Source organism: Novosphingobium sp. (assembly GCF_027531025.1).
Classification (GTDB): domain Bacteria; phylum Pseudomonadota; class Alphaproteobacteria; order Sphingomonadales; family Sphingomonadaceae; genus Novosphingobium.
Genome location: NZ_JAPZQX010000007.1, coordinates 166,083 through 186,492 on the forward strand (window position 1 = coordinate 166,083; position 20,410 = coordinate 186,492).

The 20,410-nt window shown below is 65.7% G+C and carries 20 protein-coding genes and 1 tRNA gene; 9 read left to right on the plus strand and 12 right to left on the minus strand.

Annotated features, from left to right (window positions below; genetic code table 11):
* Nucleotides 1–7 precede the first annotated feature (7 nt).
* From O9281_RS11570 to O9281_RS11590, 5 genes are all read left to right on the plus strand, one after another.
* Entirely contained in the window at nt 8–1,609 is a 1,602-nt protein-coding gene (locus O9281_RS11570) for an AbgT family transporter (RefSeq protein WP_298185929.1), read from the plus strand.
* On the plus strand, nt 1,606–1,956 hold the full coding sequence (locus O9281_RS11575; RefSeq protein WP_298185932.1) for a hypothetical protein: 351 nt from the start codon (nt 1,606–1,608) through the stop codon (nt 1,954–1,956). Before O9281_RS11570 ends, O9281_RS11575 begins: the two co-directional genes overlap by 4 nt.
* Nucleotides 1,953–3,554 (plus strand): carboxyl transferase domain-containing protein, encoded by a 1,602-nt coding sequence (locus O9281_RS11580; RefSeq protein ID WP_298185934.1) that lies wholly within the window; start codon nt 1,953–1,955, stop codon nt 3,552–3,554. Before O9281_RS11575 ends, O9281_RS11580 begins: the two co-directional genes overlap by 4 nt.
* Nucleotides 3,555–3,655: 101 nt before the next feature.
* On the plus strand, nt 3,656–4,294 hold the full coding sequence (locus O9281_RS11585; RefSeq protein ID WP_298185936.1) for a 1-acyl-sn-glycerol-3-phosphate acyltransferase: 639 nt from the start codon (nt 3,656–3,658) through the stop codon (nt 4,292–4,294).
* Complete coding sequence (locus O9281_RS11590; protein WP_298185938.1) at nt 4,291–5,085, plus strand: DUF1295 domain-containing protein; 795 nt, start codon at nt 4,291–4,293, stop codon at nt 5,083–5,085. The genes O9281_RS11585 and O9281_RS11590 overlap by 4 nt, the downstream gene beginning before the upstream one ends.
* On the opposite strand, the gene O9281_RS11595 is transcribed toward O9281_RS11590, so the two are convergent.
* Complete coding sequence (locus O9281_RS11595; protein ID WP_298185940.1) at nt 5,082–5,879, minus strand: enoyl-CoA hydratase/isomerase family protein; 798 nt, start codon at nt 5,877–5,879, stop codon at nt 5,082–5,084. The genes O9281_RS11590 and O9281_RS11595 overlap by 4 nt on opposite strands.
* Before the next feature lie 100 nt (nt 5,880–5,979).
* Between O9281_RS11595 and O9281_RS11600 the strand changes: the two genes are divergently transcribed.
* Nucleotides 5,980–6,053: transfer RNA gene (locus tag O9281_RS11600), tRNA-Gly, on the plus strand.
* Nucleotides 6,054–6,075: 22 nt separating this feature from the next.
* On the opposite strand, the gene O9281_RS11605 is transcribed toward O9281_RS11600, so the two are convergent.
* The 5 genes from O9281_RS11605 to O9281_RS11625 are packed head-to-tail and all read right to left on the minus strand — an operon-like array spanning nt 6,076 to nt 11,460.
* Nucleotides 6,076–7,419 carry a sulfatase-like hydrolase/transferase gene (locus O9281_RS11605; protein WP_298185943.1) on the minus strand — a complete coding sequence of 448 codons (1,344 nt, stop codon included), beginning with the start codon at nt 7,417–7,419 and terminating at the stop codon, nt 6,076–6,078.
* Nucleotides 7,416–8,852 (minus strand): bifunctional 3-(3-hydroxy-phenyl)propionate/3-hydroxycinnamic acid hydroxylase, encoded by a 1,437-nt coding sequence (locus tag O9281_RS11610; protein WP_298185944.1) that lies wholly within the window; start codon nt 8,850–8,852, stop codon nt 7,416–7,418. Before O9281_RS11610 ends, O9281_RS11605 begins: the two co-directional genes overlap by 4 nt.
* 2 nt (nt 8,853–8,854) lie before the next feature.
* A complete protein-coding gene (locus tag O9281_RS11615; protein WP_298185947.1) occupies nt 8,855–9,601 on the minus strand; it encodes an NAD(P)-dependent oxidoreductase in 747 nt (248 codons plus the stop codon).
* A gap of 3 nt (nt 9,602–9,604) precedes the next feature.
* A complete protein-coding gene (locus O9281_RS11620; RefSeq protein WP_298185950.1) occupies nt 9,605–10,444 on the minus strand; it encodes a fumarylacetoacetate hydrolase family protein in 840 nt (279 codons plus the stop codon).
* Nucleotides 10,441–11,460, minus strand: coding sequence for a VOC family protein (locus O9281_RS11625; protein WP_298185952.1), 1,020 nt, complete (start codon nt 11,458–11,460; stop codon nt 10,441–10,443). The genes O9281_RS11620 and O9281_RS11625 overlap by 4 nt, the downstream gene beginning before the upstream one ends.
* Nucleotides 11,461–11,559: 99 nt before the next feature.
* Here O9281_RS11625 and O9281_RS11630 point away from each other — a divergent pair, with 99 nt between their 5' ends.
* Nucleotides 11,560–12,195 carry a TetR/AcrR family transcriptional regulator gene (locus O9281_RS11630; RefSeq protein ID WP_298185956.1) on the plus strand — a complete coding sequence of 212 codons (636 nt, stop codon included), beginning with the start codon at nt 11,560–11,562 and terminating at the stop codon, nt 12,193–12,195.
* On the opposite strand, the gene O9281_RS11635 is transcribed toward O9281_RS11630, so the two are convergent.
* The 6 genes from O9281_RS11635 to O9281_RS11660 form a co-directional block, all read right to left on the minus strand.
* Entirely contained in the window at nt 12,160–13,401 is a 1,242-nt protein-coding gene (locus tag O9281_RS11635) for an MFS transporter (protein WP_298185959.1), read from the minus strand. The two genes, O9281_RS11630 and O9281_RS11635, sit on opposite strands and share 36 nt — an antisense overlap.
* Nucleotides 13,398–14,576, minus strand: coding sequence for a saccharopine dehydrogenase NADP-binding domain-containing protein (locus O9281_RS11640; protein WP_298185961.1), 1,179 nt, complete (start codon nt 14,574–14,576; stop codon nt 13,398–13,400). Before O9281_RS11640 ends, O9281_RS11635 begins: the two co-directional genes overlap by 4 nt.
* 110 nt (nt 14,577–14,686) lie before the next feature.
* Nucleotides 14,687–15,064, minus strand: coding sequence for a DoxX family protein (locus O9281_RS11645; RefSeq protein WP_298185963.1), 378 nt, complete (start codon nt 15,062–15,064; stop codon nt 14,687–14,689).
* Between the two features lie 86 nt (nt 15,065–15,150).
* Nucleotides 15,151–16,323: an acyl-CoA dehydrogenase family protein gene (locus O9281_RS11650; RefSeq protein ID WP_298185965.1), complete on the minus strand. Its 1,173-nt coding sequence runs from the start codon at nt 16,321–16,323 to the stop codon at nt 15,151–15,153.
* Nucleotides 16,324–16,336: 13 nt separating this feature from the next.
* Nucleotides 16,337–16,891 (minus strand): dCTP deaminase, encoded by a 555-nt coding sequence (dcd, locus tag O9281_RS11655; protein ID WP_298185968.1) that lies wholly within the window; start codon nt 16,889–16,891, stop codon nt 16,337–16,339.
* 38 nt (nt 16,892–16,929) lie between these two features.
* Complete coding sequence (locus O9281_RS11660; RefSeq protein ID WP_298185970.1) at nt 16,930–17,928, minus strand: NAD-dependent epimerase/dehydratase family protein; 999 nt, start codon at nt 17,926–17,928, stop codon at nt 16,930–16,932.
* A 61-nt stretch (nt 17,929–17,989) separates the two neighbouring features.
* Between O9281_RS11660 and wecB the strand changes: the two genes are divergently transcribed.
* Together wecB and wecC are read left to right on the plus strand one after the other, a co-directional pair.
* Nucleotides 17,990–19,123, plus strand: a complete 1,134-nt coding sequence (wecB, locus tag O9281_RS11665) for a non-hydrolyzing UDP-N-acetylglucosamine 2-epimerase (protein ID WP_298185972.1) — start codon at nt 17,990–17,992, stop codon at nt 19,121–19,123.
* On the plus strand, nt 19,107–20,408 hold the full coding sequence (gene wecC / locus O9281_RS11670) for a UDP-N-acetyl-D-mannosamine dehydrogenase (RefSeq protein ID WP_298185975.1): 1,302 nt from the start codon (nt 19,107–19,109) through the stop codon (nt 20,406–20,408). The genes wecB and wecC overlap by 17 nt, the downstream gene beginning before the upstream one ends.
* Nucleotides 20,409–20,410 lie beyond the last annotated feature (2 nt).

A 20,410-nucleotide genomic window follows, 5' to 3' on the forward strand; every position in this document is an offset into this window, starting at 1 on the left:
AGTAGCTATGGTCGATTCCCCTGACGCGTCGACGCGCGGTTTCCTGGGCTGGGTTGAACGGGTTGGCAACAAGCTGCCGGAACCGGCCATGATCTTCGTCTGGCTGATTGCCTTCCTGATGCTGCTGTCGGCGCTGGGCGCTGCGCTCGGCTGGTCGGCTTCGCTCAATTACACAGGCAAGGAAGCGCCGCAGTGGGGTGAGCTCAAGGACGGGGTGCTGACCTATCGCGCCACCAGCCTGTTCTCGGAAGAGAACATGGCCCGCCTGTTGACCGAGATGCCCAAGACGCTGACCGGCTTTGCCCCGCTCGGCATGGTCATGGTGCTGATCCTCGGCGCGGCGGTGGCCGAGCGGACCGGGCTGCTCTCGGCGTTGATCCGTGCTTCGCTGCGCAATGCCCCGCGCGCGGTGATGACCCCGATCGTGGCGGTGATCGGGATGGTTTCGCACCATGCCTCGGACGCGGCCTATGTGGTATTCATCCCGCTCGCGGCGATCCTCTACGCTTCGGTCGGGCGGCATCCGCTGGTTGGCCTCGCCGCCGCTTTCGCCGGGGTTTCGGGCGGCTTTGCCGGCAATATCACGCCGGGTCAGATGGACGTGCTGCTGTTCGGCTTCACCCAGGAGGCGGCGCGGATCATCGATCCGGCCTGGACCATGAACCCGCTGGGCAACTGGTATTTCATCGTCGCGATCGTGGCGGTTTTCACCCCGATCATCTGGTACATCACCGACCGCGTGATCGAGCCGCGGCTGGGCCAGTGGAGAAGCACGCCCGATGAGGAACTGCGCGCCGAACTGGCCAAGTCGGAAGTGACCGCAATCGAGCGGCGCGGGCTGCGCCGGGCAGGCCTGGCTGCGCTGGCGGTGATCGTGCTTTATGCCGCCCTCAGCCTGTGGACCGGCTATACCCCGCTGATAGACGAAACCAGGACCGGCCCAGCCCAGCTCCAGCCGTTCTATTCGGGGCTGATCGCGGGCTTCTTCCTGCTCTTCCTGGCCAGCGGCACGGCCTATGGCTTTGCCACCGGCGTCCTCCACGGTTCGAAGGACGTGATCGCGATGATGCAGGAAGGGGTGCGGATGCTGGCGCCTTACCTGGTTTTCGTGTTCTTCGCCGCGCACTTCGTCGCCATGTTCAACTGGTCGCGGCTGGGGCCGATCTTCGCGATCGACGGCGCGCTGGCGCTGCAACAGATGGCCGTGCCGGCACCGGTTCTGCTGGCCGGGGTGCAGTTCGTCTCGTCCTTCCTCGACCTGTTTATCGGCTCGGCTGCCGCCAAGTGGAGCGCGATGGCCCCGGTCGTCGTGCCCAAGTTCATGCTGCTGGGGATCAGCCCGGAAATGACCACGGCGGCCTATCGGATGGGCGACAGCTATACCAATATCATGACCCCGCTGATGAGCTATTTCCCGCTGATCCTGGCCTTCGCGCGGCGCTATGACACATCGCTTGGCGTGGGTTCGCTGCTGGCGCTGATGCTGCCCTATGCGCTCAGCTTCATGGTAGCCGGGCTGGTGATGACGGTCGGCTGGGTCGCGCTCGATCTGCCGTTGGGGCCGGGCGCGCAGGTGTTCTACACGCCGCCGGTGGAGGTTTTGAAATGAACTGGTTCCTGATCAGCGCGCTGGCCATGGTGGCTACGGCAGTCATTCACTCGGTCGCCGGCGAACGACGGCTGGTCGGACCCGCCCTGGCCGGGCGGCATGGCGTGTTCGCCAATGCCCAGTCCCGCAAGGTGCTGCGCGGTGCCTGGCACCTGACCAGTGCCTTCATGCTGCTCACTGCCGCAGTGATGATCTGGCCTGATACCGATGGGCAGCTGAAGGCGCTGGTGGCGGGAGTGTGGTTGGTGATCGGTCTGGTTTCGCTGGTATCGACCCGCGGCAAGCATGTTGGCTGGCCGACGCTGACGCTCTCGGGTATCGCCGGTCTGGCAGGAGCCTGGGCATGACCGCACCAACACTTTCATCGAACCTCAACCCCGACGATCCGCAGGCCCGGGCGCGCGCCGCGCACAATCGCGCGCTGGCCGCAGACCTGCGCGCCAGGGTGGCCCAGGCGGCGCTGGGTGGAGATGAACGCGCGCGCGAGCGGCACACCGCGCGCGGCAAGCTGCTGCCGCGCGAACGGGTCGAACGCCTGCTCGATCCGGGCTCGCCCTTGCTCGAGATCGGGCAACTGGCCGCTGGCGGGGTCTATGGCGAGGACATTCCCGGCGCGGGCATCATCACCGCGATCGGGCGCGTTTCGGGCCGCCAGTGCATGATCGTGGCCAACGATGCGACGGTGAAGGGCGGGACCTATTATCCGCTGACGGTGAAGAAGCACCTGCGCGCGCAGGAGATCGCCGAGGCGAACCACCTGCCCTGTATCTACCTGGTCGATTCCGGCGGGGCCAACCTGCCGCACCAGGCCGAGGTCTTTCCCGATCGCGATCATTTCGGCCGGATCTTCTTCAACCAGGCTAACATGAGTGCCAAGGGCATCGCACAGGTCGCTTGTGTGATGGGTTCGTGCACGGCGGGTGGTGCCTATGTGCCTGCCATGTCGGACGAAACGGTCATCGTGCGCGAACAGGGCACGATCTTCCTCGCCGGCCCGCCATTGGTCAAGGCCGCCACGGGCGAGGAGATCAGCGCCGAGGATCTGGGCGGTGGCGATCTCCACGCCCGCAAGTCTGGCGTAGTCGATCACCTCGCCGAAAACGACGAACACGCCCTGACCATCGTGCGCGACATCGTCTCGCACCTCGGCCCCCGGCACGATCACGGCCTGCCGCTGAAGGAGCCGCGTCCGCCGAAGTATGACGCGGAAGAGCTTTACAGCCTGATTCCTGAGGATGTCCGCGCGCCATACGACGTCCACGAAGTCATCGCCCGGCTGGTCGATGGCAGCGAATTTCACGAGTTCAAGGCGCATTACGGCATCACCCTGGTCTGCGGTTTCGCGCACATCTGGGGCATGCCCGTGGCGATCCTTGCCAACAACGGCGTGCTGTTTTCCGAAAGCGCCGTGAAGGGCGCGCACTTCATCGAGCTGGCCTGTCAGCGCAAGATTCCGCTGCTGTTCCTGCAAAACATCTCGGGCTTCATGGTCGGCGGCAAGTACGAGGCCGAAGGGATCGCCAAGCACGGCGCCAAGCTGGTCACCGCGGTCGCCACGGCGACTGTACCCAAGATCACCGTCCTGATCGGTGGCTCTTTCGGTGCGGGCAATTACGGCATGTGCGGCCGGGCCTATTCCCCGCGGTTCCTGTTCACCTGGCCCAATGCCCGCATTTCGGTGATGGGCGGGGAGCAGGCGGCCTCGGTGCTGGCGACGGTCCACCGCGATGCCGCGAAGTGGAGCCCGGAAGAGGCCGAGGCCTTCAAGAACCCGATCCGCGCCAAGTACGAGGACGAGGGCAATCCCTATTACGCCACGGCCCGGCTGTGGGACGATGGGGTGATCGATCCGGTCCAGACCCGCGACGTGCTGGGCCTCGCACTCGCTGCCAGCCTCGAAGCCCCGATCCCAGATCGCCCGGCCTTCGGCGTGTTCCGGATGTAGACGGGCACCCGCGCACCCGGCCAAAAGGCGTATCGACGCAGGGCAAGCCTGCCCTTATGACCGATCGCCAAGACCATAATGATTTGCGGAGAGATCCCTGAATGACCGAGCGCCGCCCCACGCTGCTGTCCCGCTTCGTGCAGTGGGTGGTGTTGTGGCTCTATCGCTGGAAGGGCTGGACCATTGCCGGGGACGCACCCACGGCGCGCAAGTTCGTGATTACCGGAGCGCCGCATACCACCAACTGGGATTTCATCTTCTTTGTCGGCACGATCAACAAGTTGGGGTTGAAGCCCAGCTTCGTCGGCAAGCTCAGCCTGTTTCGGGGCCCGCTCAAGTGGTTCATGTATGACATGGGGGGCCTGCCGGTCGATCGGTCGAAGCGGAACAGCAAGTATGTCGAACAGACTGCTGCCTACTTCGAGAAGATGGACGACCTTGCTCTGGTCGTCGCACCAGAAGGGACGCGCGGTAGCGATGGCACCTGGCGCAGCGGGTTCTACCACATCGCGCTGAAGGCCGGGGTGCCGATCGTGCCTGCCTGGGTCAATCATGCCACGATGAAGGGCGGGATCGGCCCGGCGATCATGCCAACCGGGGACTATGCGGCGGACCTGGCCAAGATTGCCGCGTTCTATCGCTCGGTCATGCCCGATTGCCTGCGGTTCGAACGGCTGGCCGCTTCGGCTGCCGCATTGAAGGACGCTGCTACCGAAAGCCTGAAGGAGAAGCTGCCATGATCGAAGCCATGTTGATCAATGCCGCGGTGGCGGCGGTGCTGTTGCTGCTCGGCTGGTTGATTGCCGTGCGCATCAGCGACGTATCCTTCATCGATGCAATCTGGGGCGGCGGCATGGCGGTGCTGGCCATCGCCAGCTGGCTGCAACTCGGCGCGCCAGGTGACCGTGCGACGCTGATCGCCGGCATGGCGGCGCTGTGGGGCCTGCGCTTGTTCTGGTACCTCTATACCCGCTGGCGCGGCCACGGGGAGGATGTGCGCTATGCCCGGATGCTGGGCAAGGCGAAGGAACAGGGCCGCTTTGCTCAGGCCGCACTGACCAAGGTGTTCGGCCCGCAGGCCTTCCTGCTCTACCTCACCTGCCTGCCAGCCCAGCTGGGCGTGCTTGCCAGCGCCGATCCCGCGCCGCTTGGCCCGCTGGCCCTGGCCGGCGCGGCGCTGTGGCTGCTCGGCATGGTCTTCGAAGTTGTGGGCGATGCCCAGCTCACCGCCTTCCGCGCCAATCCCGCCAACAAGGGCAAGGTGCTCGACACCGGTCTGTGGCGCTATACGCGCCACCCCAACTATTTCGGAGATACCTGCGTCTGGTGGGGAATCTGGCTGGCTGCGGCCGATGCCGGGCCGTGGATTGCGCTGGCCAGCTTGCCAGGGCCGCTGTTCCTGACCTTCACGCTCACCAAATGGTCGGGCAAGCCGCTGCTCGAATATGGGCTGAAGAAGAACCGTCCGGGCTATGCGGAGTATATCGAGCGCACGTCCGGCTTCATCCCCTGGCCGCCGAAGAAGGGCTAACGATCACCATAGCTGGGCGCGCGCTTCTCGAGGAAAGCCAGCCGCGCCTCGTTGGCATCGGCGGTGTGCCCCAGCAGGATCTGCTGGCGATCCTCGATCGCGAAGGCGTGTTCCATGCTGGCCGCATCGATGTTGAGGTTCAGCGCGTCCTTGGTCAGCCGCAGGCCCATCGGGCTGGTCAGCAGCATTTCCTCGGCCAGGGCCAGCGCCTTGGGCAGCAGGTCCTCCTGCGGCACGATCTCGCTCATCAGCCCGCAGGCCTGTGCCTTTTCGGCGGTCATGAACCGGCCGGTCAGCAGGTACTCGCTCGCCACCGATGAGCCGACCAGCCGCGGCAGGAAATAGCTCGCGCCCATGTCGCAGCCGCCCAGCCCGATCTTGATGTAAGCCGCATTCATTCGAAGGTCGGGCGCGCCATAGCGCACGTCGCTGGCCAGCAGGAGCGAGAAGCCCCCGCCGCAGGCCGGCCCCTGGGCGCAGGCGATCACCGGTTGCGGGCACTTGCGCATCGCCTGCATCACCGCCGCGATCATCCGCTGCGTGCGCCACGATTGGTGAATGCGCCCAGCCTCGGGATCGAACGGCCAGCCGGTCAGGTCGAGACCGGCGCAGAATGCCCGGCCCTCCGCCCGCAGGATCACCACGCGCACTTCGGGTCTTGCAGCAAGGCCGGTGAAGTAATCGAGCAGCGCCTGGATCAGCGGCTCGTTCATCGCGTTGAGCCGATCGGGCCGGTTGAGGCTGACCACCTCAATCGCTCCGCGCGCCTCGATCACCACCGGTTGTTCGCCCATCAGCCTGCTCCCATCTGTTTCCCGCCCATTGACCTATCCGGTGCCCCTGTGGCAAGGGGCCGCCTCGTTCACCGGCAAAGACCGGGCCGGACGCACCCGGGCGGGTGTAGCTCAATGGTAGAGCAGAAGCTTCCCAAGCTTACGACGAGGGTTCGATTCCCTTCACCCGCTCCACTTCCAATCCCGGGAACAGGTTTTACGTCCGTAGCGGCATGCCCGCCGGCAAGTGATGCGGGACGCCAAAGTGGTCGGCCAGTTCGACCCCCGAATAGCCGTGCGTGAAGCTGTCCGCGTCGAGCGGCAGCATCTGGGCTTCCCAGGCCGCGAAATGTGCCTTCAGGTCCGCGAAGAGTTCTGGTTTGACGGCCTTGAGGTTGGCGCGTTCGAGCGGGTCGGCTTCCACATCGAACAGGAAGCTGTTGCCAGCGATCTCGAGGTACTTGTAGCGCCCGTGGCGGCATGCCTTTTGGTCAAGGTGCTTAAAGCGCCAGCACAGCGTCCGCTCTACCGGTGCCGCTCTGGCCAGCGCGGGGGCCAGGTCGATCCCGTCAAGCGGATGGGCCGGATCGGGCGCGCCGCCGCCAGCGCCCAGCAGCGTTGCCGCCCAATCCATGGTAATCGTCACCTGGTCGCTAACCAGCCCCGGCGCGATCCGCGCAGGCCAACGGGCCACCAGCGGCACGCGCAGGCCCCCTTCCAGCAGTTCGGTCTTCATGCCGGTGAAGGGCCAGTTGTCGGAAAACCGCTCTCCGCCATTGTCGCTGGTGAAGATCACGATGGTGTTGTCGGCGATCCCCGCCTGGTCGATCGCATTGAGCACGCGGCCGATCTGGTAATCCATCCGCACGACCATCTCGCCATAGGTCTTCGCTGTACCGCCGTCGAAGTGGAAGATCGCGAAAGGGTCCTTCTTGGCCGCCAGTCGCTGGGATTCGGCGCGGTCATTGGGCCCTTCCCAGGGCCAGTGGGGCGCGTTGAAGTGCAGGCTCAGGAAGAACGGCCGATCGCCGCCAGCCTTCTCTGAAACGTAATCGACCGCCCGGTCGCCAAGCAGGTCGGTCAGGTATCCTTCGGCCGAGGTCCGCGTGTCATCATCCCACAGGTCCGGGCCCATGGCATTGGCGTGCGTGAAATAGTCGACCGCTCCGCCGCGCATCCCCCAGAACTGGTCATAGCCGCTCTTGAGCGGGCCGTAATTGGGTAAGCGTCCAAGGTGCCACTTGCCGATCAGGGCGGTGGTGTAGCCAGCGGCGCGCAATAGCGAGGGCAAGGTGGGATGTTCGGGTGGCAGGCCCACGTCGCGCGCGACCAGCGGCTCCTCGAGGCCGATCGGCAGGCGGTTCTGGTATCGGCCGGTCATCAAGGCGGTGCGGGTGGCCGAGCAGACCGCCGAGTTTGAATAGGCCTGCAAAAAGCGTGCGCCTTCTGCAGCGATCCGGTCGATCGCCGGGGTCTGGTAGTCGCGGCGACCATAACAGCTGACGTCGGCATAGCCGAGGTCATCCGCCATGATGAACACGATGTTCGGCTGCATGGTCATCCCCAGGCCTCCAGGAGATCAGCGGCCTGGCCCGAGCCGAAGACAAACCGGTCCGGGCGGACGAGCACGGCTTCGGCCTGGTGCTTGTCGAGCCAGTGACCGATCTGCCGGGCGAAGGGGGAGAGGCGCGGTGTTGCGAGGTCGGCGCGGGTGATCAGCGCATGGCTGAGGCCCAGCACCTCATCCAGCCTGGTGCCATCGGCGGCGATCGCTTGCGGGAAATAGCTGCCCGCGCCTGGCGTACCGGCCATGATCCGGCCGGCCGAGATCGGCGGATAGGCCGGCGGGCCATCGGGCAGCTTGCCCAGCTTGCGGGCCAGCTTGAACTTCAGGTCGCGCAGCCAGGCCGACCAGCGGTTGGTGATGCAGACCGTCTTGCCCATCATGATCGCCATGTCGATCGTGGCGCGCAGGTTGGGTGCGCGTTCGGGTTGGTAGCTGTCGAGCAAGGCGTCGTCCGCACCATCCCGGACCACGGCGGCCAGCTTCCAGGCCAGGTTCGCCGCATCGCGCAGGCCGGAACACATGCCCTGCCCGGCAAAGGGCGGGGTCTGGTGGGCCGCGTCGCCAGCCAGCAGGACGCGGCCCTGGCGCCAGTGCTTGGCAATCCGGGCGCGGAAGGTGTAGACCGCCTTGCGTTCCAGCCGCACTGCGCCCTTGACGTTCCAGGGTTCCAGCAGCTTCTCGATGAAGGCGTCGTCGCTCACCAGCTCGGCGGTTTCGCCGGGCTTGATCATGAACTCCCAGCGATGCCGCCCCTCGCCCATCAGCACGCAGGTGGTGGGGCGGGCCGGATCGCAGATCTGCAGGTTCTCGGTCGGCAGTTTCGAATAGTCGTCTACCAGCACGTCGACCACCAGCCAGGGCTCCTCGAAGTTGAGGTCCTCGAAGGCTATGCCAGCGGCCTCGCGCACCGGACTGCGGGCACCGTCGGCGCCGACGAGGTAGCGGGCGCGGATCGTGCGTTCGCCGTCCGGGGTGGCGATGGCTGCGGTGACGCCTGATCCGTCGTCTCTGAAACCGGTCAGCTCCCAGCGGTTGTGCAGTTCCGCTGTGGGCTGGGCAGCCAGGGCCTTGCGCAGTTCGGCCTCGACGCTGGGCTGGTGGATCATGTTGGCGGCAGGCCAGCCGCCGGGTCCGATCTGCCCCGCGCCCTCGAACCGCAGCAGCACCTCGCCCTTCGCATTCATGAAGTCATAGCGGTTGGCGCGGCGCGCGGTCTTCATCACCGCCTCGGCCACACCGGCTTCCTGCAAGATCCGCATGCCCTCGTGATCGATATGCGCGGCGCGCGGCAGCGGATAGATGTCCGCCTCCTTCTCGGCAACGATCACCTTCACGCCCCGGCGGGCGAGTAGCACGGCCAGGGTCACACCGGTCGGGCCACCCCCGACAATCAGGACATCACAGGTCTGGTCGATCGGCTTTGACATGATCAGTAGCCTTGCGGTTTTGTGCCGGTCTGGCCGACCGGCAGGGCCAGCCCCACGCGCTTGCGGGAATAGGGTCCGGCAGGTTGCAGATCGTCGAGAATGACGCGCGCGGCGTCCTCATAGGTAACGATCATCTCGGGCATCCGCTGCTTGAAGGCTTTCAGGATCCGGATCGTGCGGAACAGCCCGCCCGGTGCCGGGCCTTCGACCGGCCAGATGTTGGCGCTGATCCTGAGCCCCGGCGTGGGCTGACCGGATGGCGATGGCACCATCGGCCCCGGGCAGAGCATCGACCAGTCGAGCGCGGTTTCCGCAACGCGCGCCAGGGTGTGGACGTGCTGCTTGTAGACCTTGGGGATGACTGGCAAGTCGGCCGCCCTGACCGGGTGACCGGGTACGTCAAGCGCGGCCGCTCCGCCGAACAGCCAAAGCCGCCCGCGGGGGCCAAGCGCGCGTTCGGCCGCGCCAATCACCGCATGAACCATTGGCACGAAGTCCGGATCGATGGTGGCATTGCCGGCTGCGTTGATCACGGCGTCCTGTCCGGCCATGGCTTCGACCAGGGCCGCGGTATCGCCAAGCGTGCCGGTGCGGATCGTCAGGCGGGGGGAGTTGCCTTCGCTTCCGAGCAGGGTTCGCAGCTTCTCGGCATTGCGGACATAGGCCGTGACATCGAGACCGCGCGCCAGGGACATTCTGGTCAGCGCGAGGCCGCTGTTGCCCGTGGCCCCGATGATCAGCACGCGCATGGCTCAGCCTTCCGCCACCATGGTGCCTTCGATATGGCCCAGCCGGTCGATCTCGCAGCGGACCACGTCGCCCGCTTTCAGGAACTGCCTTGGGTCCATCGCCGCGCCGATCCCGCCCGGCGTGCCGGTGAACAGGCAGTCGCCCGGTTCGAGTGTCATGCCGAGCGAGAGATGCTCGACCTGCTGCCAGACGTTGAACACCAGGTGTTCGGTGTTCGAATCCTGCCGCTTCTCGCCATTGACGTAGCAGCGGATGCCAAGCCCGTGCGGATCGCCCAGTTCATCGGCGGTCACGATCCACGGGCCCATCGGCGCGTGGGTGTCGAAGCTCTTGCCAAAGCTCCATTGCGGCGTGGCGTGCTGGGCCAACCGTTCGGTGACATCGTTGCCCACGCAATAGCCAAAGATCGCCGCCGGGGCCTCGCCCGCGCCGATGTGCTTGCCGCCCTTGCCGATCACGGCAACCAGTTCGACCTCGTAATCGTTGGTGAAGGCGCCGCGCGCGATCAGGATCGGGTCATAGGGTCCGTTGACGCTGGTCTGGGCCTTGGTGAACCACACCTGCTTGTCCGGCGTGCCCATGTTCGATTCCGCGATGTGATCGGCATAGTTGAGGCCGATCGCGAAGATCTTGCCGGGGCGCTGGACGGGGGATTCCAGCTTGACCGAGACCAGCGGCACGCCGCCGCCAGCCGCTGCCCTGGCCTCCAGCTCGGGCTTCAGCCGGTCCCAGTCGCGGATCAGGTCGATCATGGTGCCTGGCACGCCCGTATCGATCACGCTGTCGCCCACCACGATCCCGGTGCGGGTCTGGCCGTTGGCGGTATAGGTGCAGAGCTTCATGCGGTGGTTCCTTCGGGATTGCGGCGAAACAGGCGCTTCAGGCGCAGTTGTAGGGCGGTAACGAACGAAATCAGGCTGGGCGGCGGGGGCAGCTTGCCTGCGAACATCGGATGGGGAGCACCCCACTGGACGGCGAGCAGCGCGCTCATCGGCTGCTTCTGCGGCGGGTCGGCGGCGGTGAACAGGTCGCCGTCGGTCCAGTGCTCCAGCTCGTTGCCGAATGGATCCTTCCAGTAATCGAAAATCTGGCTGCCCATGATGTGGCGGCCAACGCCCCAGGCGGGCTGGCGCTTTGCCGCTTTCAGGTGCTGGTGGCCCAGCATCAGGTCATCGAGGTTGGCCACTTCGAAGGCGGCATGCAGAATGCCGAGTTCACCCGGCAGCTGCGCCAGGAACAGGGTGTGGTGATCGGCCGGCTTGTCCCCCCGGTCACAGCGCATGAAGGCGCCCAGCGGCACGTCCTTGGCTGCCTCGACCTCGTCCGAGGTGATGAAGCCGAAGCGGTCCTTGTACCACTTTTCCGAGGTGCGGAAGTCGCGCACCTTGAGCACGGCATGGCCGATCCGCTTGACGTGAGCCGGAGCCGGATCGAGCCGCACGGTGCGGCGCAGGCGGGGCTTGGCGGTGGCGGAATTGAACGGCTGGTCTGTGGGTAGTGGGGCGGGGTCGCGCTTGGTCTGTCCGGCCACCACTTCCACCAGGTAGCCATCGGGATCGGTCAGCCGCACGACCTTGCCGCCGCCGGGTTCGCCCAGGTCATCCATCGTAACGCCTTCGCTGGTGGCCAGTGTTTCGAGATCGGCGAGGCTCTCGGCGCGCAGACCCACGGCCAGGAACCGCGCTTCGCCCGGTTCGGTCACGTGGACGAAGGGGCGACCATCACTGCCCCGGCCATAGAGCCGCCCGCCCTCCTCGAAGCAGTCCATTCCGAAGTCTTCCAAAAAGGCGCGCATCGCAGAAAGATCAGGTGTGGCATAGCGCACGTGGGCAATGTCCTCGATGCGGATCGTGCTCATGGCATCCTCTCCCGTGGCGGGCTCTGCTGGCCCGAATCACGAATTGACTATTTGGTCAGGTTATTGACAAATGACTATCCGGTCAAGTACTGACGGGGCATGACGGTGCAGACCCTCAGCCCGCGCGCCCAGCGCACCTATCGCGCCCTCGTCGATGCCGGGCTGGAACTGCTGGCGGAACGGCCGATCGATGCCCTCGCGATTGACGAGATCGTGGCCCGCGCCGGGGTGGCCAAGGGCAGCTTCTTCAACCACTTTGCCGATAAGCCCGCCTTTGGCCGGGCCATCGGGGCGGAGATCCGGGCTGAACTGGAAGAGCGGATCGGTGCCGCCAATGCGGGGGTGGGCGATCCTTTTGCCCGACTGGCGGGGGGAATGCGCACGGGCCTGGCTTTCGCGCTCGATGAACCGCGCAAGACCGCGATCATGATCCGCAATGCCGGTAACTCTACCCTGCGCGACCAGCCGCTTAACCAGGGCGTCGCCACCGACATGAACGCGGCAGTCGCCACCGGGCGGCTGCGGGCCGAGGCGCGGGCCAGCGGCGTACGGTTCTGGCTGGGCCTGTGCCAGGTGCTGATGGCCAATGCCGTCGAGCGCCGGATCGACCGGACCGAAGGGGCCGTGCGGCTGAAGGAAATGCTGGTCCTGGCGCTGACCGGGCTCGGCCTGCCACCGCCAGACGCGGCAACCTATGCGTCAGAAAACGCGAGCATCCTCCAGCTCGGGCGCTAGCGGCGGCAGGCGCACTGCCCATACCAAGATCGCACCAAGTGTGAGCGCGGCCATCGCCAGACCCTGAGCCAGGCCATAGCTGCCGATCGCATCGTGCAGCCACCCCACCCCGACAATCCCGATCGCATTGCCGATCCAGCCAAAGCCATGCAGCGCGCCATAGACCGTGCCATACTGCGCAATCGGGAACCGCCGGGCGACGAAATAGGCGAACAGATCAACCTCGATCCCCTGTTGCAGCCCGATCATCGCCGCGGCGAGGATGGCGGCCCACAGCAGCTGGTCGGTCAGCAACAGCAGCAGGAAGCCGCTGCCCGGAATGACCGTGAAGACCAGTGCGACGATCTGCGGCCGGAAGGTGTCCAGCAGCCAGCCGCCCAGCAGGCGCCCGACGAATTGCCCGGCGGCAAAGACCGAGACGGCCAGCGCCCCGGTAGCGGCGGAGAAGCCTTCCTCCTGCACGATCGGTGAAAGCTGGCCAACGAACCCGGCAGTGGCCGCGCCCATGGCGATCAGGCTGGCGGCCATCAGGATGAAATCGCGGGTCTTGAGGAACGACCAGTCCCCGCTGCCGCCACCCATCGCAACAGCGGTATGGGCGCGGCTGGCGCTCGTCGGCACGATGAACATTACCGCCGGAATGCCGACCAGCGCGGTGAACCCGGCCAGCGCCAGGAAGCCGCCGCGCCAGCCGTACTGTTCGACGATCGGTGCCAGGATCAGCGGCGCAATCACCGCAAAGACCGAAACGCCTGTGGCGACGAGGCCCAGTGCCCGGCCGCGATAACGGCGGAAATGGGCATTGACCGGGCGCGTGGTCACCACACCGGTCGTCCCAACCCCGAAGAAGCCCAAAATGGCGACGCTTATCGCCATGTGGGTCAGCGTCGTACCAAAGGACACCGACACGATCTGGCCCACGATCACGATCAGAGCGCAGGTCAGGTAGACCGGCTTGAACCCGAACCGGTCAACCGCGCGCCCGATCACCACGGCGCCCAGCGCGCCCGTGACGATCAGGGCCTGGATCGAGCTGATCTCGCCCCGGGTCACCCCCAGTTCGCGCGCCATCGGCAGCACGAACATGTTGAAGGTGAAGAACAGGAGGACGATGCCGGCACCCGCGCCGAGCGCGCAGCCCAGCACGATCCGCCAGCCGACAGTCCATTCGCTCTCCTCGCGGGGAGCTACAAGGGGCTCGCTCATTCCTCGACCGCGAAGGTGATCTCGGCGTGATCCTGCAGGCGCTTGACCAGCGCCGCGCCCAGCAGCGCCCCCGGCGTGGCGACCCCGCCGCCAGCCTGGCAATCGAGCAGGGCAATCCCGGTCTCGGCCAGCATCCGGCTGGTCGAGCCATAACCCGGATCGTAGCGGCCCTTCACGCCATAGCGCAGCTCCTTGCCATCGGGCCACTGGCCGATGAACAGCACGTCGTAGAAGCCGTTCTCGCGCTCTTCCTTGCTCGGGCCTTCGCCCGGCTTGGGTGGCTTGGCGCCGAACGGGTTCTTGAGCATTTCGGCCACAGCATGAGCCGCCTTCTCGCCCAGTTCGCCGGGGCTGGTCAGCATCATCTCGTCATACTTGAAGTCCGCGCCATAGGGGTGGCCCAGCAGGAAATTGGTGCGGTGGACGTTCTTGGTGTTGATCGTCGCCATGATGAACGGCGCGGCCCACTTGCCCACGCTCTCGTCATATTCCGGCATCAGGCCCATCGGCTGGCTCGGCCCCTCGAAGCCCGGCGTCAGGCCGAAGGGGCTTTGCAGGATCGGGATCAGGCTGGGCTTCTTGGCTACGGATTTCATCGTTTCGGTCAGGCTCGCCGCCGTCCCGCCAGAGAAAGTGCCCTGCATCCCCCGGACGCGACCCTTCACCCGCGGAGCGGCGCTGCCGAAGCGCGCCTTGGCTTCCTGCTGCAGCATGAACACGCCAAGGTCGAACGGGATCGAGTCAAAGCCCGAGGAGAAGGCGATCCGCGCGCCACTGGCCTTGGCCGCCTCGTGGTACTCGTCGATCATCTCGCGCATCCAGCCAGGCTCGCCGCAGAGGTCGGCATAGTCGGTTCCGGCCGCGACACAGGCCTTGAGCAGCGGTTCGCCATAGAGTTGGTAAGGGCCGACCGTGGTCACCACCACGCGGGTGCTTTCGGCCAGGGCCTGCATTGAGGCGGGGTCGTCCGAATTGGCGACCACGAGGGGCGTGTCAGCCGGCGCGCCAATCAGGTCGCGCACTTCGGCCAGCTTGTCCGCGCTGCGCCCGGCCATGGCCCATTTGGGGCCCTTCCCCTGGTAATGATGGGCCAGATATTCCGCGACGAGGCGACCAGTATAGCCGGTCGCGCCATAGACCACGATGTCAAACGGACGGTCTGCCTTGGCAGTCATGTGATGCTCTCCATTGCCCCGAATCTGTGCAGTTCGGTCGACCGAAAACTGCACAGTTCGGTGGCAATGTCGAACCTATTCTGCCTGACGCTACGGCAGGCTGGCAGCAGTTACCCCGCCTTGCGGGAATCGAGGCTCATTCCGCCTGCGCCATGGACGTAAAGCGTCAGGAACCCGCCCGCGAGACCCAGGTTCTTCATGAACATGATCATCTGCACCTGGTCGGCGAAATTGGCATGAAACAGCGCGGCGGTGACCACGCAGAAGCCCGCCAGCAACAGTGCGACCAGCCGGGTCTGCCAGCCGACGAGGATCGCGATGCCGGCCAGCAATTCAAAGGCTGCCGCCGGACCGGCCAGGATCGCCGGCAGGCCAACCGTTTCCATGTAGGCGCCAGTCCCGGCCAGATTGCCGAACTTGCTGGCTCCGCCCAGAATGAAGATCAGTGCAAGAAGCAGGCGCCCAAGCGGCGCAGCATATGCGGTCATGATGCTCTCCCCCAATTGCGGGGTCCGCGAGGGGCGCGGCCCCGTGGCGGGAGTGAACGCGCCACGCGCTGAAAAGGCAAGTCTTTTCAGAACCGGTACTGGCGGCTGGCAAGGTCGAACATGATTTCCTCGCTGCCCCCGCCAATCGCCATCACCCGCACCTCGCGGTAGATCCGCTCCACCCGGCTACCGCGCATGAAGCTGGCCCCACCGATGATCTGGCAAGCCTCGCGCGCGCAGAATTCCATCGTCTGGGTCGCCTGGACCTTGAGCAGGGCGAAGTCGCCGGGGAAGGCGCAGCCGTTTTCGACTGTCCAGGCGCAGTGATCGATCCAGGCCTGGGTAGCGGTTATCCGCCGCACCATGTCGGCCAGCTTATGGCGGATCACCTGGTTGGTGATCAGCGGCTTGCCAAAGGTTTCGCGTTGCCGTGCCCAGTCAAGCGCGTCCTCGTAGCAGATCCGGGCAAAGGCATTGGCCTGCTGGCTCATGCCCAGCCGCTCGCCGTTGAAATTGCGCATGATCCCGGCAAAGCCGCCGTTCTCCGGCCCGATCAGGTTGTCGACCGGCACTTCGACATCGTCGAAATGGATCGTGGCGGTATCGCTGGCGTGCCAGCCCATCTTGGCCAGCGGCGTGCGGCTGACGCCCGGCCGGTCAAGCTCGACCAGCAAGAGCGAAATGCCGCCAAAGCCCGGACCGCCGGTGCGCACGGCCAGTGTGACATAGTCGGCCCGCATCCCGGTCGTGATATAGGTCTTCTCGCCATTGACGATATAGGCTGCGCCCTTGCGCTCGGCTTTGGTGCGCAGGTTGGCCACGTCCGAACCGCCGCCGGGTTCGGTGATGCCCAGGCAGATCAGCTTCTCGCCCGCGAGCACCTCCGGGGCGATCCGGCGCTGCAGTTCCGGGCTGCCTATGGCCAGGATCGGCGGCAGGCCGATGCCGTGAGTCATCAGCGAGGCGCAGATCCCGCCCGCGCCGGGCCGGGCTAGTTCCTCGGTCTGGACCAGGCTGTGGAACAGGCCAAAGGCGTTGCCGGTGCCGCCGAACTCTTCCGGGTAATTCAGGCCGATGATCCCCGCTTCTGCCGCCTTGCGGTGCAGGTCGCGCGGCAACTCGCCGGCAGCTTCCCAGGCATCGACATGGGGCGTGATTTCCTTCGCCACAAAGGCGCGGACGGTATCACAGACCGCCTCATGGCTATCATCGTAATGGGGGGAGCGGGCGCGCCACTGGTCGAACAGGGGGGTATCCATTGCGCCTCTCCACTTACAGTTTTGGCAGGGTTACCCCACGCTGGCCCATGTACTTGCCGCTACGGTCGGCGTAGCTCGTCTCGCAGGGCTGATCGCCCTTCAGGAACAGGAACTGGCAGGCGCCCTCGTTGGCATAGATCTTGGCTGGGAGCGGCGTGGTGTTGGAAAACTCCAGCGTCACGTGGCCTTCCCATTCCGGTTCGAGCGGGGTGACGTTCACGATGATCCCGCATCGGGCATAAGTGCTCTTGCCGAGGCAGATCACCAGCACGTCGCGCGGGATGCGGAAGTATTCGACCGTCCGCGCCAGGGCGAAGCTGTTGGGCGGGATAATGCAGCAGTCGGTCTTCACGTCGACAAAGCTGTCGGCTGAAAAGTTCTTGGGATCGACCACCGCCGAATGAACATTGGTGAAGATCTTGAACTCGTCCGCCACCCGCGCATCATAGCCATAGGACGAGAGGCCATAGCTGATGCAGCCCTCGCGCTTCTGATGCTCGACGAAAGGCTCGATCATGCCGGCATGACGCGCCTCGTTGCGGATCCACTTGTCGGAAAGAATCGCCATGCAGGGGTGATTGCCCATGCGCGGCGCGGCTTCAACCCTTACAGCCCGTGGTATTCCCGGTACCAACGCACAAAGCTGGGGACACCCACCTCGATGCTGGTCGTGGGAGCATAGCCCAGGTCGCGCGAGATTGCGGTGACATCGGCATAGGTGGCGGTCACGTCGCCCGGCTGCATCGGCTGGAAATCGATCTCGGCCTTGCGCCCGCAGCACTCCTCGAGCAGGCCGACGACCTTCATCAGGTGTTCGGAGCGGCTGTTGCCGATGTTGTAGAGCCGGTGCGGCTTCACACTGCCGCCCGCCTTTTCCAGGCCATCATCGGGCGGCGGATTGTCGAGGCAGGCGACCACCCCGGCGATGATATCGTCGATGAAGGTGAAGTCGCGGTGCATCTCGCCATTGTTGAAAACCGGGATCGGCTCGCCCGCCAGGATCTTCCGGGTGAAGATCCACATCATCATGTCCGGACGCCCCCAGGGGCCGTAGACGGTGAAGAAGCGCAGGCCCGTTTGCGGCAGGCGGTAGAGGTGGGCGTAGCTCTCGCTGATCAGCTCGTCCGCGCGCTTGGTTGCGGCATAGAGCGAGACCGGATGGTCGGTGCGGTCCTCGACCGCGAAGGGCAGCTTGGTGTTGCCGCCATAGACCGAGCTGGAACTGGCATAGACCAGGTGCTCCAGCTCGCGATGGCGGGCCAGTTCCAACAGGTTGAGGTGCCCGACCAGGTTCGATTGCATGTAGGCATGGGGGTTCTCGATCGAGTAGCGCACCCCGGCCTGGGCCCCCAGATGCACCGCGCGGTCGATCTGCACGCCATCGAGCGCCTTGGTCAGCGCGGCATTGCCGGCAAAGTCGATCTCGTGAAAGGCAAAGCGGTTGCCGGCCACGGCGGCAAGCGCAGCCAATCGGTCCCGCTTGAGGCTGACCTGGTAATAGTCATTGAGGTTGTCGACCCCGATCACCACGTCGCCGCGCGCCAGCAGCGCCCGGGTCAGATGGAAACCGATGAATCCGGCCACGCCGGTAACAAGAACACGCATGAGAGCCCCTTAATTCGGCGGCCTTATTTCATGGTTAACCCCTCGATGGTAGGGGCAAAGCATGACTGAACCGGCAAAAATCCTCGTCATTTTCGGCACCCGGCCCGAAGCCATCAAGCTGTTCCCGGTGGTCCGCGCGCTGGAAGCCGATCCGCGTTTTACACCCGTAGTCTGCGTTTCCGCGCAACACCGGCAGATGCTCGATCAAGTCCTGGAGATCGCCGGAATCGTGCCCGACCACGATCTCGACCTGATGCGGCCCGACCAGACGCTGGACGGCCTGACTGCGGCGCTGCTCACCGAGTTGGGCCGGGTGATGGACGTGGTCCAGCCGGCGCGCGTGATCGTGCAGGGTGATACGGCGACCGCCATGGCCGGCGCGCTCGCCGCCTATTACCGCAAGCTGCCGGTCGACCATGTCGAGGCCGGCTTGCGCAGCGGCAACATCTATCACCCCTGGCCCGAGGAGGTGAACCGCAAGATCATCGGCACGATCGCCAGCCTGCATTTCGCCCCGACCGAGGTTTCGCAGGCCGCCTTGCTGGCCGAGAATGTCGACCCCGCTCGCGTCCACATTACCGGCAACACGGTGATCGACGCGCTGCATTGGGTGACGGCGCGGATTGCCGCCAAACCCGCGCTAGCCGGGGGCCTGGCCGCGCTGGAGGCACGGTTTGCGGGCAAGCGGATCATCGGCGTTACCAGCCACCGGCGCGAGAACTTTGGCGATGGCATGGAGAACATCGCCGAAGCGATCCGCCAGATCGCCGCACGGCCCGACGTAGCGGTGATCTTCCCCGTCCACCTCAACCCCAATGTCCGCAGCGTGATGAACGCCGCGCTGGGCGGCCTCGACAATGTCGCGCTGATCGAGCCGCTCGACTATCCGCACTTCGCCCGCCTGCTCTCGCTCGCCGAGATTATGCTGACCGACAGCGGCGGGGTGCAGGAAGAGGCCCCCGCGCTCGGCAAGCCGGTGCTGGTAATGCGCGAGACGACCGAACGCCCCGAGGGTGTGACCGCCGGAACCGCCCGACTGGTCGGCACCGATGTCACCCGTATCGTTACCGAAATCTTCAACCTTCTCGACGATAAGGCCGCCTACGAGGCCATGGCGCGCGCCCACAATCCCTTCGGGGACGGGCAGTCCGCGCGCCGTATCGTGGAGTTGATCGGGGATGAAGTCGGACAATAGGCCTGACGTTTGCGTAGTCGGGCTGGGTTACATCGGCCTGCCTACTGCCGCCATCGTGGCGCGCGCCGGGTGCCGGGTCCACGGCGTCGATGTGACGCAAAGCGTGGTCGACACGATCAACCGCGGCGAGATCCACATCGAGGAAGTTGACCTCGACGGCCTTGTCCAGGGCGTGGTCGCCCGCGGCCTGCTCAAGGCCTCGACCGAAGTGGCTCCGGCCGATGTCTTCATCATTGCCGTGCCGACACCGTTCGACGCCAACCACGCGCCGGATATCTCCTATGTCCTCGCCGCCGGGGAAGCCGTCGCCAAGGTGCTCAAGCCCGGCGACACGGTGATCCTGGAATCGACCTCGCCCGTCGGCACCACCGAAGCCTTGCGCGACCTGATCGCGGCCCGCCGGCCGGACCTCAAGTGCCCGGGCCTGACCAGCGACATTCCCGACCTCTCGATCGCCTATTGCCCCGAGCGGGTGCTGCCGGGCCGGATCCTTGAGGAGCTGACCAACAACGATCGCTCGATCGGCGGGATCACGCCGCGCTGCGCCCGCAAGGCGCTCAGCTTCTACAAGCTGTTCGTGCGCGGGGAATGCGTGGTGACCGACAGCCGCAGCGCCGAGATGACCAAGCTGGTCGAAAACGCCTATCGCGACGTCAACATCGCCTTCGCCAACGAGCTCTCCATCGTGGCCGACAAGATGGGGCTCGACGTGTGGGAGGTGATCCGCCTCGCCAACCGCCATCCGCGCGTCAACATCCTTCAGCCTGGGCCGGGCGTCGGCGGGCACTGCATTGCGGTGGACCCCTGGTTCATCGTCCACGGCGCGCCCGAGCATACCCCGCTGATCCGCACTGCGCGCGGGGTCAACGATGGCAAGATCCACCACGTGATCGCCCGCGCCGAAGCGCTGATTTCCGCCAATCCGCAGGCTCGCGTCGCCTGCCTTGGCCTCGCCTTCAAGGCCAATATCGACGACTTCCGCGAAAGCCCGGCGCGGCTTGTGGCGGTCACCCTGGCCCGCAAGTTCGGCGCGCGGATCAAGGTGGTTGAACCCTATGCCGCCGAACTGCCCCGCGAATTCGCCGGGACCGAGGCCGAACTGGTCGATCTCGACACCGCGCTGGAAACCACGGACCTGCTCATCGTGCTGGTCGATCATGACCAGTTCAAGGCCGTTCCGCTGGCCGAACGCGCGCGGCACCTGGTCTATGATACCCGCGGGATCTGGCTGGACCAGCCGCAGGCGGTGGCCGTCGCAGCCGAACCGCTGCGCAAGGCTGGCTGAAC